This is a genomic window from Bacterioplanoides sp. (genome assembly GCF_965219715.1).
Classification (GTDB): Bacteria; Pseudomonadota; Gammaproteobacteria; order Pseudomonadales; family Oceanobacteraceae; genus Bacterioplanoides.
This window is the reverse complement of the sequence record NZ_OZ244785.1, coordinates 2,340,148-2,357,239: the sequence shown is the minus strand read 5'-3', so window position 1 is coordinate 2,357,239 and position 17,092 is coordinate 2,340,148. Positions and strand designations below refer to the sequence as shown.

Genomic DNA, 17,092 nt, shown 5'->3' with positions numbered 1-17,092 from the left:
CAGAACTTACGCTGACAATGCCTGCAAGTTATCCAGTTCAACATGAATCTGTTTTAACCAGGTATCAATACGACCGTCAGATAACTCGAATTGCTGGTCTTCATCCAGGCCCAACCCAACAAAGTGCTCGCCGTCTTCAGTCAGTGCTTTCGACTCTTCAAAGTCGAAGCCTTCCGTTGAGAAGTGACCTATGATGGTTGCACCACGATCGCGTACCGCGTCATGCAGTAAGCCCATGGCATCCAGAAAATAGTTACCATAACCGAACTGATCTCCTAACCCGTATAGCGCTACGATTTTTCCTGCAAAGCTCATGTCTTCAAGAATCGGCCAGAAATCTTCCCAGTCAGCCTGAATACCGCCGAAGTCCCAGGTTGGAATACCCAGAATCAGTACCGGGTATTGCTGAATATCTTCCACGGCACAGGTAGCGATGTCATGCAGGTCAACAATTGCCCAGTCGATTTTTTCCTGCAGTTTATTAGCGACTTCTTCGGTGTTTCCGGTATCGGTACCAAAGATTAATCCGATTCTTTGCATGTCTTCCTCAAGAGTGCAAACGCACTGTATACGGTTGTTGTTTAGTTTGAGTAAATGGCATCCCTGCACCCCTCAATCCATCTGGTGTTGTTACGTTTTGGCGACTGATACGACTAAAAATCGCTAAACCACGTAACGTGTAATCATTGATAAATCTTTAAACAGCAAGCGGATTTTCAGCTTGCCGTTTGGTTGCTCCCGATAAAAATGCTGCAGTGCAAAAAATGGCTGGTATAAAAAATCCAGACACTGCTGCCGCCAGTTTTCATGGCAATCGAGATTAAATGCCGTATCGCGCAGGGTTCGGTAGATGCGCTTCAGCCAGCTTTCCTGCAACGGCTGAAAGTTACGTTGTCCTGCGTGTTCAGCCAGCTCCAGGCCAAGATCAATGTATTCATCAATCCATTCCGGATGCAGAATATCACCACCGTAGCGCTGTATACGGCTTTCCAGCATTTCCAGACGGCGGATGGCGTGATCCTGACCGCTCTGAAAGAGTTGTTGGCGGCTGACGCGTGTAGGTGGTGCAAACTTGCGAAAGCTGTGCAGAGCTACAACGTTGTTATCCTGAGCTGAAAGTGACATAGGCATCTCCTGCGATAATGTCACTTACTCTAATGATAATAATTCGCATTTGCAAGTTTCTGGAGTGAGGAATTCTGTAAATATCAGTCAGAAGCAGCAGACTACAGCCGCTTGGGGGAGCAGATTCCGTTATGTTAGATTAGTGTTTGATATATCAAGGATGATTGTTATGCGCTTTCTCATCATATGCTCGCTGTTTTTCTGCACTTCCACCTTTGCCGGAATTTATAAATGGACGGACGAAAAAGGTAAGGTTCATTTCTCGGATAAGCCACCCGCCAGCAAGCAGAAAAATCAGGTGAAGCAACTGAAAGCATCATCAGGTGCGGCGCGTAACAAGGTTGCTGCTGCAGCGAAACCACCGGTGACATCTCCCGGAACAGATTTCAACAGCACTAAGCTACAGTCAAAAAGCCAGATACTGCAGGTCAGAGCCATGTTGTATCGCGGTGATTATGTGCGCTTAAAGCAGCGCCTGACGTTGCTCAGCCAGTTGCGCCAGCAAAACCCGGAGGCAGAATCCGATGAAGTAAATGCGTATCGCAGTTTTGATGTTCCGACAGAGCAAATGGCCGAACATATTCGCCGCTGGCTGGCCTCGGCTCCGGCCAGTTATCAGCCTTATCTGGCGCGCGCTCAGTATCATTATGCCAAGGCCTGGCAGGCCCGTGGCAGTCGCTGGGCCAGCGAAACTGAGTATACACAGATAAAAGCCATGCAGAATTATCTGCAAAAAGCCCGTACCGATATCGACGTGGTGTTAAAACGCAGCACCAAAATTCCTTATGCATTTCGTCTGGCCTATTCCATTTATTTACTCAGTGACAACAAGCTGGTTGCACAACAAAAAATTGAGCAGGGTGTACGCCTACATCCGTACAGTTATTCACTCGGTAATATTCGGATGAACTTTGCCAAGCCGCGCTGGGGAGGTTCTTATCAGGATATGATTGCGATTGTTCAGGAATATGAACCGGCGATGCCAAAGCATCCGTCTCTGCTTTGCCTGGCTGCAATTCCGGTGGTAGACGTTGTCGATAGGGCCATACGTGAAAATCGTACATCGACGGCAATAAGCGTGGTGAATAAAGCACTGCAGGACCCACAACTGCAGGAGTGTCCGGAATTACATTACTCCCTGGGCAGGGCTTTGTATAAAAAGGAAAAATACCGCGAAGCCATTCCTTCGTTACTCAAAGCCATCAGCCTGAACGGCGAAGACGCGAAGTTTTACGACAAGCTGGCCTATAGCTATTTCAGGGTGAAGGATTATCCGAAGGCGGCAGATGCGATTGCGCTGGCGACAGCATTAAAGCCCGCTGATAAAACCATTACTCGACATAAGCAGGATATTGCCCAGCATCTGGCGTATGAAGCTGCTGGCGATAAAGACGCCAGCCAGCGTCAGAAAAATCTGCGTTTAATTGATCTGGCACGTGATATTGCCCCAGGCCATTACAACGTTTATTACCACCGTTCGGATTACTTTTTTAACCTTGGCGATTATGCCGCTGCCGAAAAAGAGTTACGTAAAGCGATTGAACTAAAGCCGAATGAATTTAAATTATATCAACGCATCGACTACGTCATTATTAAGAAAAATCAGGACTGGAATGCCATTACCAAACTATGGCTGCAATACCTTGAGCTGAAACCAAACGACAGTCAGGCGCTGCTGGAAATTGGCGGCTCATATTATCACTGGGGACGTATGAAAGATGCGCTGCGCTATCTGGATAAGTCAGCGCAGCTGGGTAATGTTGAGGCAAAAAATTTCGCGAACACACTGGCATCGTATCGGTAATATCAGGTGATCGTGCGGATATCAGTCGCCGGTGCGTTTATTCAGTAGCCATCTGTTCAGCAACCAGCCGGCGATTAAACCAATCGCAACACCGGCGCCATTGGCAGCCAGGTCCAGCCACTCACCATAGCGGTTAACATGGGGCTGGATTAATTCAATCGCACCGCTCCAGGCGAATACGGCCAAAGCAATCATCAACAAATACCTGGGTTTGGCCAGTGCCGCTGGGAATATCACTAAGGCGTAACTGATCAGGTGATGGGTTTTATCACTGCCCGGCACTTGTGGGAGCTGGTCGGCTGGATATAACGAAACTAAGGTGACCACTGCCAGCACCAAGGTGGTAAGCTGGGCCCAGTTGTTTTTAATCAGTTTCAGCATGGGTATCCGCGAATGATGCCTTTGTTCATATATGATGGCGGATCATAACACCCACAAACTTATTTATCGCGACGATAGCTCGCTTCCAGAGTGGTTGTTTTAATGCTGTGGGCACCAATCATATAACCAACCAGCGCGGCTGATGGGTTCTCCGGAAGTGGCAGCTTGTCGATAGATAAAGCGTGTAATGTGAAACGGTATCTGTGTGTACCGTGGCCCTGAGGAGGACAAGCGCCACCAAACCCGGCAATACCATAGTCATTGCGTATTTGTCGGCTACCTTCCGGGATGCCGCTATTATCTGCTGCGCCAGCGTTGGCTTTTAACCCGGTTTGCTCGGCCGGGATATCCACTAATTGCCAGTGCCACCAACCACTGCCGGTTGGAGCGTCCGGGTCATAAACCGTGAGCGCAAAGCTTTTGGTGTCCTGAGGGACATCTGACCAGCTGAGCTGCGGCGACCGATTGTCACCGTTACAGCCAAATCCCTGAAACTCCTGTTGCTTTGTCATCGGTTTGCCGTGCTGAATATCCTGACTGTTTAATGTTAATGCCGTAGCTGTTAAGGCATTAAATGTCAGACAGAAAAAAGTCGCGGCAGAAGCCAGTTTTATCGCCGAGAGTGATTGAATATTCACAATAATTCCTCAATTAAATTGGTTGAACCATGTTAATCAGAGGAAAAAAGCTCAGTCGCCGCAAAACGTCAGATTCTCGCTGGGAAACGTCAGTTTCAGGCGGACTGGGTTTTACGCAGTTGTGATGGTGTTAGCCGGAAACGTTGCTTAAAGCGCTCGGCAAAACGGCTGGCAGACAGATAGCCACAACGTTCCGCCACCAGGTTGATTGGTAGCTGAGTGGTTTGTAATAAATCCAGGCCAACACTCATACGAACACTTTCTAACAGTTCCCGAAAGCTGGTGTTTTCGGCTAACAAACGACGCCTCAGAGTCGCTTCACTGATAGCCAGTTGCTGACACAGATCGGCCTGGCTCCAGTTTTTCTGTGGTTGTTGCTGCAGCAGATGGGTGACCTTTGTGCTGAATAAATCATTACTGAATGCCTGTGATATCTGATGATAACCCTCGTCCAGTAATAGCTGCAGGATTTCCCGCCGGCGGATATACCATTGACTGTGATCGACCTGCACCGACCAGTCGGCCATTTGTTGCAGGCTGGTCAGTACGATATCCGGAATAACAGCAATAAAGTCATGACCAGACTGATCGGCTGAATAGCGGGTAACCGATTCCGTCACAAAGGTGGAGTTGATCTCTGATCGCGATGGTGGGGCGGCCAATTTATCCTGAGGCTGCAGTTCCAGTACCAGCGCCAGATATTGCTGTTGATCCGGAATATTACTCAGCATGACGTTTTTTCCGCCGTGCAGAAAAATAAAATCACCGGCATTGGCGGTCTGGCGATTATTCAGTTGTTTTTGGCCGCGCAGTACAAAAATAAATGTTGGTGACAGAATGGGAACCTGGTGCAGCTGCTGTGGTTGATAGCAGCGAAACACTGAAAACGGCAACGGTTGTTGTTGCTCAGTATAGTGACTGACACAATCAGCCAGTGATTGCAGAGTCGTCATAAATGTGACTGCTGATTGCGGCGGGATTTCCCCAGAATATACAACATCAGTGCAGCACCAACACCAGCCGCGCCAAGCACCATGGTCATAATCATAATCTGATAGCGCACGGCAATCAGCGGTGAAACTCCCGATAGAATCTGTCCTGTCATCATGCCGGGCAGGGCAACCAGACCAACAGCCAGCAGGCCATTAATTTGTGGAATCATCGCGGCATGAAATGCTGTCAGTCTGGCTTTTGGCTCTTCAACCTGAGCGTGTAATTCCGAGTGATAACGCTCGGCAGCGAGGCTGATGGAATTCATGCTGTTAGCGAAATACATCCCCGCTAATGGAATTAATAATCGTGGCTCAAACCAGCTGTCGGCCTTTAAAACCAGCGCCAGAGAAATTAACAAGTGGATACCAACCGACACCGATAACGCAATTAATGCCGGAATAAAATACCCTTTATGATGGCGTACCGGGCGAACAGAAATCCATGCAGCAACCACCATCATCAGGCTGACAATGCCCAGGCTGATCCAGGGGGATGGATTATTAAATATGCTGATTAATACATAACCGACGGCAATCAGTTGTACCGACATACGTGCAGCAGCAAACAGTATTTCGCTCGGTTTTCCTTGCCAGGAGATATAAATCGCACACACCAGCAACACCGGTATCAGACACCATGCCAGTTCGAACCAGGAAATGGTTGCCACGATGAATTCCTCCAATAATTACACGGCTGAGCGTGCTTGTGATTACTTCCAGATAAAGCTTTTTTCTTCGCCGCGAATCAGTTTTATCCAGCCCTGACCTGCCTGTTCATCGCCTTCCTCTTCTTCCCAGCCGGAATCGGAGCAACGCACTTCACAACCGAGAGCGGCATGTGCGGCACGGGCACAATCGAGGTCAGTTAACCAGGGAGTCTGATTTTGTTTAAACCATAAACTGGAGAAGTTTTTTTCCGCCTGCTCGGTAAAAAATACATCCATACCGGCAAATTGCCAGTGGCAGGTTGCACCGGATTTTATCTCGGTCAGTTCACCAAGAGCCGAATTAAGCCAGTTTTTTACTGCAGCGGCTTCTGCTTTCATCAGGTAAATTTCGATATCGGGAAAGCGTTCAGTCATGGTTTTTCTCATCTGTGCGAACTACACGAAAAATTCGCGAAAAGCTCAATAATATATATCCGGATAATGCCAGCAGGCCGCCCACAGCACTGAGGAACAAGCCACTACCGGCCAGTAATTCCTGGGTAATCGACGGCAGCAGGCGTTGATCGGCATACAACACGCCACCCAGACCAACAAAAAATGCGGCGGCGCCACTGACAAATAAACGTAAGTTGGCACGCTCGTTTTCGGCGCGCTGCTGCAGCCACAAACGCCAACCCGAAACCGCTGAGTCGGGCGTTAACGAAACGCTGTCCAGAGGTTCGTCTTTGTGAGGGGCGTTTGGGTGGAGGATATCGGCTTGATCTTTCGCCACTACGGCGGCTCCTGCTTGGCTTTGCAGCAGAATATCAGACCCGCAGAAGCAGTACAGCAGGTTTCTTAATTTTGTAAATCTAGTTGAGAATCATTTTTATCTATTGTATTTGTATAAATGCAAATGAATCTCGTTAAGTTTTAGATAAGATTATGAATAAGCATGTTGGTGTGCTGCAGATCGGGGGATTGCTCTCTCTGTTTGCCGCCTGGGATGTTTCGTTTGCTCAGGATGAGTCTGCAGATCTGCCGTTTAACCTGTCTGATGTTGTGGTTACAGCAGGGCGTATTGAACGTACATTGGCCGATACTCCGGTCAGAACACAATTGCTGGATAAAGCCACTATCGAAAAATTACACACGCGCGATCTGCGTGATGCATTACGCATCATGCCTGGTGTGCAATTGCGCGAGGTTCATGGCAAAACCGGTGAGCAGGTTTATTTACAAGGATTTGATGGAAACCGGGTTTTGATCCTGGTGGATGGCTTGCCGGTTACTGCAACAACGGGCTCAACGGTTGATGTGTCACAAGTGTCTTCACTTGATATCGAGCGCATCGAAATTGTCCCCGGCGCTGGCTCTTCACAGTATGGCAGTGCGGCCATGGGTGGGGTCATTAACGTGATTACCCGTAAAACCGACAATCGCTTCGGCGGGCGCGTGCGTGCCGATGTGGGCACCTTTGGCGAGCGTGAAGTTCAGGGTGACAATCACCCGGGTGAGCGACATCTAGCAGCCGATGTTTACAGCCAGTGGGCCGGGCTGAACTGGAAATTGGGCCTTGATCAGCGCCAGGCTGATGATTTTGACCTGAATAAAGACAATTACCGCAGCAACGGATTTGATGGCGAAAAAAGTAACTATCAGTTGGCGGTCAGTCACCAGGGGGAGTGGTCCGATCACCGGCTGACGTTAAAGCGTTTTGTTGAAGACACTGCTTATCGCACCGAAGCAAAAGGGAATTTTAACGCTAAAAAATTTGAACAATTAGATCGCGACCATATCAGCGTACACAATAACTGGTCGTTATCTGTAGCTCATACACTGGCGTTTTCCGGACTGTATGAAAGCCAGCGGGATAAATCCGATCAGTTGAAAAATGATCCGCAGATTACCTCGGGCAATCTGTATCGCGATGCCAAAACACACCAGAAAAAAGCCGCTTTGCAATGGAGTTGGTTGCCACAGCAATGGGGCGCAGGCTTGGCTTCTGTGGTCAGTGGTGTTGAATGGTATCAGGAAGACTTATCGCAGAATAAAGCCGAGGTAAAATTATCCGGGGTTCAGGAGCCTGGAGTAAAACGGGTTGATGATCTTGGTAATGGCACGTTTTTACATCACACCGAAGAAGTAAAACTGGAAACCCGCAGCACAACCGAAGCCTTTGTTCAGAGTACCGTGCCGCTGCTGGCTGACAGTGAGTTGTCTCTGGGGGCTCGTTGGCAAAACGACAGTCGTTTTGGAGATCACACGGCTCCCAGCCTGAACATTCGTCACGGCTTCTTGCTTGATGACTGGAGTATTCAGTTACGCGGTGGTGTGGCTGCTGGCTATCGGGCACCGAATCTGAAAGAAAGTTATTTCGAATTTGATCACAGCGTAAATGGATACAAAGTGCTGGGGTCGGAAGAACTGACGCCGGAGAAATCCCGCAGTGTTCAGGCATCGCTGAATATTACCGATAATAACGCCATCAATGTTGAGTTATCCGCCTTTCATAACCGCATCACAGATCTGATTGAAGCGGTGGATACCGGTCGTCGTGAAGACAATGGCAGAGTCGCCATTTATGAATCGACCAATTTCCCCAAGGCCATGACTCGCGGCTATGGCATGAGTGTTCAGCATTCACCTTTTTCCGGTTTCCAACAGCAGATTTCTTTTAATTATCTCGACGCCCGCGATCTGGAAAAACATCAGGCGCTGCCCAACCGTTCACGACGCAGCATCAAGTTATTGCTGCTTTGGGATATCAGCTATCGCTGGAATATAACGCTGTCGGGTGAATATCAGAGTGAGTTCTATACCGACGTGGCGAAACGAAATGTCAGTCCCGGATATCAGCGCTGGGATCTGAAGACGGATTTTAACCTGAATAAAACGCTCGGTTTTTACGGCGGTATTAACAACCTGAACGATGTTGTGCGGAATACCAGCGATGCATCTGACCGACGACCAAGTCGTGGACGATTCCCGTATATCGGCCTGTCTTATTCCTTTTAAAAAAATCTTAATTCAATTCATTAAATTAAATCAGTATTGGGGAGAATATTATGAAAAAAGTTCTGCTATCTACGGTTGTTCTGTCGGTGGTATTAACCGGCTGTGGTTCTGACTCCAGCAGCTCTTCTGGCAACTCTTCGGGTAATTCGGGCAACCAGGATAATGGCGAGAATGGCTCTCCTGCTGCCGATTTTTCCAGTTTAAAAGTTAACGCAGTCAGTCGTGAGAACTGGGCTTACGTCAATCTTGATCGCAAACAAACGGTGACTCTGACAGCAGAGCAGGCGGCTGATTCCAGCGATTGGCACCTGGCATTCCGCCGCAACACCGTTCGTTCAAATGGTGGTGCTTCCGGAAAAGGAAATGTACAGATCGCGGTGGCGGATGCTCAGGATGAATTCTATAGCAACGATAAGCCTGTTGATAACATCTTCCTGAATGCGGCTGCAGGACAATATGAGGCAGACCTGACAAAAGTTTATGATATTGCGGCATTAACCTTTGTTCAGGATGCCAATAAACCTGCAATTAAAGGCGCAGACTGGTACACCTATAATCGTGAGACCCATACCTTATCGGCCAACACCAATAATGCCTGGTTAGTACGCCATGCGGATGGCGCAACCTACTCAAAATTCTATTTCTCCAGTCTGACTCCTCAGCCAGATCGTACTTACAGTGTTGAATTAAAGTTAGAAACACAGGCTGCCAATACCAATCAGTTTGCCGGTGGCGAACAAACCCTGGCAGCAGCCATGAGTTCGGGTCAGTCGCTGTTATGTCTCGATCTGGATAGCAAAGCAAAAGTGGATTGTGACAGCGAATCGGCTAATTGGGATTTACGACTGGAGATTTCCCGTTCCGGAACTGGCCTGTGGACCAATGGCGGAGTGTTTGGTGATGGTAATGGTGCTGCATTTGGCCCACAAACCAAAGACGCTGCCAGCGCTCTGACCAGCGCCACAACCATTAATGGTCGTGATATTAAATCGCACTACAGTGCTGATCGTGCTGAAAGTGTGTTCGACAGCAGCAGCTGGTATGCCTATAACCTGTCGGGTCGCCATCAATTAAAACCGAATTACCGCACTTATCTGATTGATACCGATAAAACGTCAGATGCCTCGGAGAAATATACGCTGCAAATCATTAACTATTACGGTTTGGGTGAGTCCGGAACGCCGGAAATTCGTTTTAAAAAAGTTGCTGCACAATAAAAGGAAGTAGTTATGACGACTGAAAAACAACAAAGTCTGCTACAGCAGTGGCAGCAACTGCTTGCTAAAGAGCCTAAGTTACGCATTCGCAATGCTGCGGAAAAGCTTGGCGTAAGCGAAGCCGATTTATTGGCCCTGCAGCTGGGCGGTGAACAGGTAACTTTATTGGCGGGTGATTTCAAAAGGCTGCTGACCGAAGTAGAAGCGCTGGGCACCGTTATGGCGCTGACACGTAACGACGCCATGGTGCATGAAAAAACCGGCCAATATAAAGACTTGTCGATTCACGGCAATATGGGGCTGGCGTTAGGTGTGATTGATTTGCGATTGTTTTTCAGTCGGTTTGTACATGGCTTTTATGTTCAGGAAAAACTGGATCAGGGCATGCGCCGCAGCCTGCAGTTTTTTAATGCTCAGGGAGAAGCAGTTCATAAAATCTATGCCAAAGAGGGCACCGATATTCAAGAGTTTGAAGAACTGGTGGCGCGTTATCGGGCAGAACTTCAGCAAGCACCGGAGATAAAACCGGCTAGTGCCGCAGAGGATTTATTAACGGCGCCGGACGAACTTGATGCTGCTGCGTTACGCCAAGGCTGGGATGAACTGAAAGACGTCCATCACTTTCAGGCGTTACTGAAAAAACACAACCTATCGCGTGTTCCTGCGTACCAGACAATCGGAACGGATTACGCTTTACCGCTCGCACCTCTGGCGTTTGAAAAAGCACTGGAAAAAGCGGCTGAGCGACAGCAATCGATTATGGTCTTTGTTGGCAGTGATGGTGTGGTTCAGATTCACACGGGTGTGATTAATAAATTACTACGTACCGGCCCCTGGTTTAATATTCTTGATCCGGGATTTAACCTGCACGCTAATACCGAGATGATCAGCCAGTTGTGGCTGGTTCGTAAACCAACCTCTGACGGTATTATCACCTCGCTGGAAGCATTTGATGCGCATGGAAAGCAGTTAGTACTGTTATTCGGTGAACGTGAAAATGGCAAGCCGGAAATGGCAGGTTGGCGCGAGTTATTACAGGAGTTAATTGCACAATACCAACAGGAGTCTGGCCGTGTCAGCTGATCGTATTTTTTCTCGTGTAATTAAAGTCTGTACGGCTTTGACGGTTTTTTTCAGTGCGTTTATTTTTGCGAATACCGACGTTAGTACCAGTGTAAATACCATAGCCGAAAGCAGCAAACAGCCGCGCATTATCAGTATTGATGGTTCAATTACTGAAATAGTGTATGCGCTGGGTGCCGGTGATCAGCTGGTTGCTGTTGATACCACCAGTCGCTACCCAAAAGCTGCCAGTGAATTACCGGATGTAGGTTATATGCGACGCTTATCGACGGAAGGTATTTTATCCATGCAACCCGACGTGGTGATTGCCTCTCAGGATGCCGGGCCCGCCGATGTATTTACTCAACTGCAGCAGGCGGGAGTTAAAGTGGTACGTATTCAGAATGAATACAGCCTCGATGGAGTGTTGACTAAGGTTGGTCAGGTCGCACAGGCGTTAGGGAAGTCGCAACAAGGTGAACAATTACAGCAAAAAATTCGCCAGCAAACCGAACGGGCATTAGCCGAAATTCCGCAGGGTGTTGCCCCAAAATCCCTGTTTATTCTCGGAGCGGGTAATCGCGGTTTAATGGCTGCCGGAAAAAACACCCAGGCTCAGGCAATGCTGGATTTATTGTCGGCCAATAATGTGATGGATTATGAAGGTTATAAGCCGGTTTCTGCGGAAGGTGCATTACTGGCGAACCCGGAAGTTGTATTGGTGGCTTATACCGGTCCAGCTGACCCTGCTGCGTTGAAGACATCGCTGGCGATGACAGATGCCCAGAAAAATAACCGTATTCACGCGGTTAATACTTCGGTTGTACTGGGCTTTGGTCCACGTCTGGCTGAAGCGGTTGAACAGCTGGTTACTGTGTTGTATCCACAACCCGTTGCCGGTAGTAATTAATGCAGCTGGCCCGGAGGTTACTGACTTTTTCCGGCTCTGCTCCCGCTTATAGCTGGCAGGCCGGATTGCTGGTAATTACCTTTGTATTTTTGTTTTTACTGGCATTGTCGTCCGGACCAATTCCGATGGACTTTTCTCAGGTGCTGCAATCGCTGGTTAATGCCATCAGCGGCGCTGACATACAGGGGCAGGCCGATTGGGTGATTCGTGAATTACGATTGCCTCGTGCGGTGATGGCGATTCTTATCGGCGCTGGTTTGGCCGTAGCAGGGGTAATTACCCAGGGAATTTTCCGTAATCCACTGGCCGATCCCGGTTTAATTGGTGTGTCCAGTGGTGCCGCTTTGGCAGCGGTTGCGGTAATTGTACTGAGTAATAGCTTGCTGGCCTTCTGGGTGCAGCTGACCGGAGTTTTTGCACTCCCCCTGGCTGCTTTTATGGGAGCTATGCTGGTCAGCCTGATTATTTATCGGTTGGGTACCATTAATGGCCAGACACAAATTGCGATGTTATTACTCGCCGGGGTTGCCATTAATGTTATTACCGGGGCGTTAACCGGCATTCTGACGTATGTGGCTGATGATCAGCAATTACGTTCAATGACCTTTTGGTCGATGGGCAGTCTGGCATACGGTCGCTGGCCGGAGATTTCTGCGTTATTTCTGTGTGTATTGTTACCGTTATTGGTCTTGCCCGGATTTTCTCGTTTATTAAATGCGTTATTAATGGGCGAAGCCGTTGCGACTCATCTGGGGTTTCAGGTTCAGCGCGGTAAATTTATTTTATTAGCCGCAGCCGCCTTAATGGTGGGAGCTGGTGTCGCAGTCGCTGGCATGATTGGTTTTATTGGTCTGGTGGTGCCACATTTAATGCGGTTATTGCTCGGGCCTGATCATCGCCAGCTGGTGCCTGCCAGTATGATTTGTGGTGCCGCTTTATTATTGCTGGCAGATCTGATTGCCCGCACCTGGTTAGCCCCGGCAGATATTCCGGTGGGGCTGGTGATGGCGATTCTCGGTGGACCGGTATTTTTATTGCTGTTAACCCAACAAATTAAATCGGTTCGCAGCAGTTGATCAACCGGAAAACTCTATGATTGAAATAACCAATCTTGCTGTGAAACGCGGCGATAAAAATATTCTTGATGATATTCATTGCGTCATTTCTCCGGGAAAAAAGCTGGCGATACTAGGGCCAAATGGTGCGGGTAAATCGACTTTATTAAAATGCATCAGTCAGGAAATCGATGATTATCATGGCGAGATTGCGCTGGAAGGTCATGCTTTGCACCAGTGGCCGGCCTTACAACGGGCGCAGCATCTGGCGGTAATGCCACAGAAGGTTGAACTGACTTTTCCATTTCAGGCGTATCAGGTCGTGGCGATGGGAAGAACGCCTTATGGTGATGAAAATCAAAGCCACGAATTAATTCAGCAGGCGATGTCTTGTACCGATGTCTGGCATTTGCGGGATCGGTCTTATCCGTTGTTATCCGGTGGTGAGCAACAGCGGGTACAGCTGGCCCGGGTATTGTTACAAATCTGGCAGCCAAATCCGGATGCAAAGGAAGGAGAGCTTAAACAGCGTTATTTGTTGCTGGATGAATGCACCTCGGCGCTGGATCCAGCCCATCAGCATGCAATTATGGCGTTGGCCGATCAGTTTGCTCAACAGGGGGTGGCGGTGCTTGCGGTGATGCATGATGTGGCGTTAGCCGCCAGCTGGGCGGACGATATTCTGATTCTTAAAAATGGTGCTGAACTTGCGTCTGGTGGCCGACAGTTGCTGGGTGATGCGGATGTTTTGCAACAGGCGTACGATCTGGATCGCAATCTGGCGATGCAATATGCGCAACAGAATCAGCAATGGCTGGCGTTTCGTTAGCCGAGTATCCGAACTCAGATGCAGGGAGTCAGAAATACACTTCCTGAAAGTTTGGATTAGCAATTAACACCTCCAGCTTTGTCAGCTGATCGAGCACGATTTTGTGCAATCCACCGTCCGATTCTAGCTCAATACACTCCTGTTGCTGCTCATTACGACAGGTATCAATGGCGGTACCTTCAACGGTCTCGCCATTTTTCAAATGTAAGCGGGTCGGGTAACGATACATGCAGGCGATTTCAATGTAGTCGTATTGCTGGCAGGTGAGCATGGCTATCTCCATTTCAGGCTGATCGGCGATGGCTCGACGATAATGCCAGTATATCTTGTGGTCAGTTCAAACAAGGTAAACAAAGTCACAGTTCTCGTCGCTGCTTATCGGCCAGCGCTCTGGGATGTGTAAATACTATGCTGTATATTTGAACAGTGTTTCCTGATTGCTAATGGCATCTGATGGCTATCATCGATGATATTCTCAAACAGAGTGAGTGACTGTGCCAAGCCCTACTGAATGTTATGAACCCAACCAGGCCTGAATCTGCTATCAGCCGAAAAGTAATTCATATCGATTGCGACTGCTTTTTTGCGGCGGTGGAGATGCGTGAAAACCCGGCGTACCGCGATATTCCCATTGCGATTGGTGGTGACGCCAAACGTCGGGGAGTGATCTCAACCTGCAATTATCCCGCTCGTGAATTTGGTGTGCGTTCGGCCATGGCAACAGCCCATGCGTTGAAGCTGTGCCCACATTTAACCCTGGTCGGCGGACGGATGAACTTGTATCGCGATGTTTCTCGCCAGGTGATGGCTATTTTGCGGCAATATGCCTGGCGTCGGGATGGCGATTGTTTATTACAGCAGGTATCGGTAGACGAAGCGTATCTGGAAATAAATCCGGAATTAAATGCCAGTGATATTGCTGAACAGATTCGTCAGCGTGTGCGTGACGAAGTGGGTATTACTGTGTCGGCGGGGATTGCTCCGAATAAGTTTTTAGCAAAAGTAGCCAGCGACTGGAATAAGCCTGATGGTCAGTGTGTGGTGAAACCTCATCGGGTAGATGACTTTGTGCGTTTACTGGACGTTCGCAAGGTACCAGGCATTGGACCGGCGATGCAGAAAAAACTGGAACAGCAAGGAATCACCACCTGTGCGGATGCGCAAAGCTGGAGTCAGACGGATTTAGTTCGGCAATTTGGCCGTATGGGAGCGATGTTGTATCAACGCTGTCGTGGTGTTGATCGGCGCCAGCTGAGTATGGGCCGCGAACGTAAGTCGATTGGTGTTGAGCGGACGTTTGCTGAAGATTTATTGGGTGAGTCGGCCTGCCTGGAGCAACTCCCCAGATTGTGGCAGTTATGGCTTGAGCGTGTTGAGAAAACCGAATTTGAAGTTGAGCAGCTGGCGCCCTATGTGAAAGTGAAATTTGCCGATTTTACCCAGACCACATTGGCGGATGCTCATGAGGTAGCGAGTGAAGAAGGTTTTGCCCGACTGTTTAAACAAGCGATTAAACGTCAGGATCAGGGCGTCCGATTATTAGGCATCGGTGGGCGCTGCCCACAAATAAATGAGCAGCAGCTGAATTTATTCTGACCTGCTTTTTAAGCAAACATACCAGCCGGAAACAGTACTAATGAACTGACGCTGATCAGGCTACCCAGAGCGGCTCCGACCAGTACGTCGGTTGGATAGTGCATCCCCAGAATTACCCGCGACAGTGCAACCAGAATGGCAAAGGGAGCAACAATCCATAACAGCGCCGGGAAGAAAACGCTGAATAAAATCGCAAAATTAACCGCATTCATGGTGTGGCCCGACGGGAAACTGTACAGATCCAGTGGTGCTGTATGTGCGGTAATATCACGAAAAGAAATAAATGGTCGCTGACGTACCAGACGGTTTTTTAACTGGCTGTAAATCGCCACACACAACAGCGCGGTGAGTGTGATGTGGCCGAGCGCAAAAATGGCTTCGGCACCATAAAAAAACGGTAATGCCAGTGCCAGCGAATACCAGAACACACCATCGCCGAGACGGCTGATGGCTTTAAAAAATAACCGGATGGTACGGTAGTAGCCCATACGGTTCATTTGCTGACATAACGTCAGCTCAAGGCGATCTGCTTTATCAAACAGTAGCGCGGCTTTTGGTTGCATTGGTTTTGCTAAGGCCATGGTTATTTACCTCAGTTTGAGTACTGTTAAGGCGTGCAATAAATTCTTCCACGATACTGTTCCAGGAAATTTCCCGGGCAATATGACGTGCGTTATTCCGGATTTGATTCAACAGGTTCGGGCTGTCGAGCAAAGTGGCGGCTTGCTGAATAAAATTCTGATCATCGGCGAAATCGGCCAGCATGCCGTTATGGTTGTTGCGAATGTGTTCGTGGGCGGCGGCATAATCAAAACTGACAACGGCCAGGCCACTTGCCATGGCTTCGGTGACGACATTGCCGAAGGTGTCGGTTTTGCTCGGAAACAGAAAAATATCGCCGCTGGCGTAATGTTGCGCCAGGTCTTCTCCGCGTTGCATTCCGCAGCAGATGACCTGTGGATATTGTTCACGAATGGTCTCAAGTTCCGGACCATCACCCACAAGTACCAGCCGTACCCGCTCGTCAGCATTTAACAGTTGCTGATAGGTTTTCAGCGCCAGATCCATATTCTTTTCGCCCGCGATACGGCCAACATAAAGCAGCACCAGATCCTGGGGTTTTACTCCCCATTGACGGCGTAATGCGTCGCTGCGTTTGGCAGGTGAAAACAATTCACTGTCGACCCCACGGGATAATACCCGGACGTTATCAAAGCCGTGCTGTTCCAGTTCATCCCGCTGTTTACGGGTTGGCACCAATGTGCCCTGAGTCTGGTTATGAAAATAACGCAAATAGCGATACGCCAGACTTTCCAGCAGGCCGAGGTGATAGTGCTCGATGTATTGGTGGAAATTGGTGTGGAAACCGCTCAGTACTCCCAAACCAAGTTGCTGTGCGGCTTTAACCGCAGCCCAGCCCATTGGACCTTCTGTTGCAACATAAACCGCCTGGGGCTGGAACTGGCTGATGGCATCGAGGATCCGGCTTTTTATCGGTAAACCGAATTTCAGGTCGTTGTAACCGGGCAATGGCAGACCGGGTAAAGTGACCGTGGCTAAGCGGCCCTCCTGGCGGTTCTGGTCTTGCTTATTCTGACGTGGGCGAATCACCTGAACTTCAATGCCAGCGTCCAGCATACCGCGCACCAGATGGCCGAGCGTATTGGCCACACCGTTAATTTCCGGGGCAAAGGTTTCAGTAACCAGAGTGATGCGTGTCAGTGTCAGATCCATTCTCAGCCTTGCAGGGATATGCCATTTCAATCTTTTTTCTACTTTGCGATTGAAATGTGACACTTCTCTTGCAGTGCTGTGACA

General features: G+C 49.0%; 19 protein-coding genes. 8 read left to right on the top strand and 11 right to left on the bottom strand.

Annotation, left to right across the window (positions count from 1 at the left end; translation table 11 throughout):
- Nucleotides 1–6 precede the first annotated feature (6 nt).
- Both fldB and ACOQOZ_RS11205 read right to left on the bottom strand, forming a co-directional pair.
- Nucleotides 7–540, bottom strand: coding sequence for a flavodoxin FldB (gene fldB / locus ACOQOZ_RS11210; RefSeq protein ID WP_420592361.1), 534 nt, complete (start codon nucleotides 538–540; stop codon nucleotides 7–9).
- A gap of 123 nt (nucleotides 541–663) precedes the next feature.
- On the bottom strand, nucleotides 664–1,125 hold the full coding sequence (locus ACOQOZ_RS11205) for a hypothetical protein (protein WP_420592360.1): 462 nt from the start codon (nucleotides 1,123–1,125) through the stop codon (nucleotides 664–666).
- A 169-nt stretch (nucleotides 1,126–1,294) separates the two neighbouring features.
- Between ACOQOZ_RS11205 and ACOQOZ_RS11200 the strand changes: the two genes are divergently transcribed.
- On the top strand, nucleotides 1,295–2,929 hold the full coding sequence (locus ACOQOZ_RS11200; protein ID WP_420592359.1) for a DUF4124 domain-containing protein: 1,635 nt from the start codon (nucleotides 1,295–1,297) through the stop codon (nucleotides 2,927–2,929).
- A 21-nt stretch (nucleotides 2,930–2,950) separates the two neighbouring features.
- Here ACOQOZ_RS11200 and ACOQOZ_RS11195 read toward each other — a convergent pair whose 3' ends face one another.
- From ACOQOZ_RS11195 to ACOQOZ_RS11170, 6 genes are all read right to left on the bottom strand, one after another.
- Nucleotides 2,951–3,310 carry a hypothetical protein gene (locus tag ACOQOZ_RS11195; protein WP_420592358.1) on the bottom strand — a complete coding sequence of 120 codons (360 nt, stop codon included), beginning with the start codon at nucleotides 3,308–3,310 and terminating at the stop codon, nucleotides 2,951–2,953.
- Between the two features lie 59 nt (nucleotides 3,311–3,369).
- Entirely contained in the window at nucleotides 3,370–3,948 is a 579-nt protein-coding gene (locus tag ACOQOZ_RS11190) for a YbhB/YbcL family Raf kinase inhibitor-like protein (protein WP_420592357.1), read from the bottom strand.
- 95 nt (nucleotides 3,949–4,043) lie between these two features.
- Nucleotides 4,044–4,901: a helix-turn-helix transcriptional regulator gene (locus tag ACOQOZ_RS11185; RefSeq protein WP_420592356.1), complete on the bottom strand. Its 858-nt coding sequence runs from the start codon at nucleotides 4,899–4,901 to the stop codon at nucleotides 4,044–4,046.
- Complete coding sequence (locus ACOQOZ_RS11180; protein ID WP_420592355.1) at nucleotides 4,898–5,608, bottom strand: ABC transporter permease; 711 nt, start codon at nucleotides 5,606–5,608, stop codon at nucleotides 4,898–4,900. Before ACOQOZ_RS11180 ends, ACOQOZ_RS11185 begins: the two co-directional genes overlap by 4 nt.
- A 42-nt stretch (nucleotides 5,609–5,650) precedes the next feature.
- Nucleotides 5,651–6,022: a hypothetical protein gene (locus tag ACOQOZ_RS11175; protein ID WP_420592354.1), complete on the bottom strand. Its 372-nt coding sequence runs from the start codon at nucleotides 6,020–6,022 to the stop codon at nucleotides 5,651–5,653.
- Nucleotides 6,015–6,380 carry a hypothetical protein gene (locus tag ACOQOZ_RS11170; RefSeq protein ID WP_420592353.1) on the bottom strand — a complete coding sequence of 122 codons (366 nt, stop codon included), beginning with the start codon at nucleotides 6,378–6,380 and terminating at the stop codon, nucleotides 6,015–6,017. The genes ACOQOZ_RS11175 and ACOQOZ_RS11170 overlap by 8 nt, the downstream gene beginning before the upstream one ends.
- 152 nt (nucleotides 6,381–6,532) lie before the next feature.
- Between ACOQOZ_RS11170 and ACOQOZ_RS11165 the strand changes: the two genes are divergently transcribed.
- The 6 genes from ACOQOZ_RS11165 to ACOQOZ_RS11140 are packed head-to-tail and all read left to right on the top strand — an operon-like array spanning nucleotide 6,533 to nucleotide 13,678.
- Nucleotides 6,533–8,605 (top strand): TonB-dependent receptor plug domain-containing protein, encoded by a 2,073-nt coding sequence (locus ACOQOZ_RS11165; protein ID WP_420592352.1) that lies wholly within the window; start codon nucleotides 6,533–6,535, stop codon nucleotides 8,603–8,605.
- 50 nt (nucleotides 8,606–8,655) lie between these two features.
- Complete coding sequence (locus ACOQOZ_RS11160) at nucleotides 8,656–9,822, top strand: HmuY family protein (RefSeq protein WP_420592351.1); 1,167 nt, start codon at nucleotides 8,656–8,658, stop codon at nucleotides 9,820–9,822.
- A gap of 12 nt (nucleotides 9,823–9,834) precedes the next feature.
- The gene (locus tag ACOQOZ_RS11155) at nucleotides 9,835–10,905 is read left to right on the top strand and encodes a hemin-degrading factor (protein WP_420592350.1); all 1,071 of its coding nucleotides are present in this window, start codon (nucleotides 9,835–9,837) and stop codon (nucleotides 10,903–10,905) included.
- Nucleotides 10,895–11,794, top strand: a complete 900-nt coding sequence (locus tag ACOQOZ_RS11150; RefSeq protein WP_420592349.1) for a heme/hemin ABC transporter substrate-binding protein — start codon at nucleotides 10,895–10,897, stop codon at nucleotides 11,792–11,794. The genes ACOQOZ_RS11155 and ACOQOZ_RS11150 overlap by 11 nt, the downstream gene beginning before the upstream one ends.
- Nucleotides 11,794–12,870: a FecCD family ABC transporter permease gene (locus ACOQOZ_RS11145; RefSeq protein WP_420592348.1), complete on the top strand. Its 1,077-nt coding sequence runs from the start codon at nucleotides 11,794–11,796 to the stop codon at nucleotides 12,868–12,870. Before ACOQOZ_RS11150 ends, ACOQOZ_RS11145 begins: the two co-directional genes overlap by 1 nt.
- Nucleotides 12,871–12,886: 16 nt before the next feature.
- Nucleotides 12,887–13,678, top strand: a complete 792-nt coding sequence (locus ACOQOZ_RS11140; RefSeq protein WP_420592347.1) for a heme ABC transporter ATP-binding protein — start codon at nucleotides 12,887–12,889, stop codon at nucleotides 13,676–13,678.
- Nucleotides 13,679–13,706: 28 nt separating this feature from the next.
- On the opposite strand, the gene ACOQOZ_RS11135 is transcribed toward ACOQOZ_RS11140, so the two are convergent.
- Complete coding sequence (locus ACOQOZ_RS11135; protein WP_420592346.1) at nucleotides 13,707–13,949, bottom strand: Rho-binding antiterminator; 243 nt, start codon at nucleotides 13,947–13,949, stop codon at nucleotides 13,707–13,709.
- Nucleotides 13,950–14,194: 245 nt separating this feature from the next.
- Between ACOQOZ_RS11135 and dinB the strand changes: the two genes are divergently transcribed.
- On the top strand, nucleotides 14,195–15,274 hold the full coding sequence (gene dinB / locus ACOQOZ_RS11130) for a DNA polymerase IV (protein ID WP_420592345.1): 1,080 nt from the start codon (nucleotides 14,195–14,197) through the stop codon (nucleotides 15,272–15,274).
- Between the two features lie 8 nt (nucleotides 15,275–15,282).
- Here the strand turns inward: dinB and ACOQOZ_RS11125 are convergent, their stop codons facing one another.
- Nucleotides 15,283–15,855 carry a phosphatase PAP2 family protein gene (locus tag ACOQOZ_RS11125; protein WP_420592344.1) on the bottom strand — a complete coding sequence of 191 codons (573 nt, stop codon included), beginning with the start codon at nucleotides 15,853–15,855 and terminating at the stop codon, nucleotides 15,283–15,285.
- Entirely contained in the window at nucleotides 15,809–17,008 is a 1,200-nt protein-coding gene (locus ACOQOZ_RS11120; RefSeq protein ID WP_420592343.1) for a glycosyltransferase family 4 protein, read from the bottom strand. Before ACOQOZ_RS11120 ends, ACOQOZ_RS11125 begins: the two co-directional genes overlap by 47 nt.
- Between the last annotated feature and the right edge of the window lie 84 nt (nucleotides 17,009–17,092).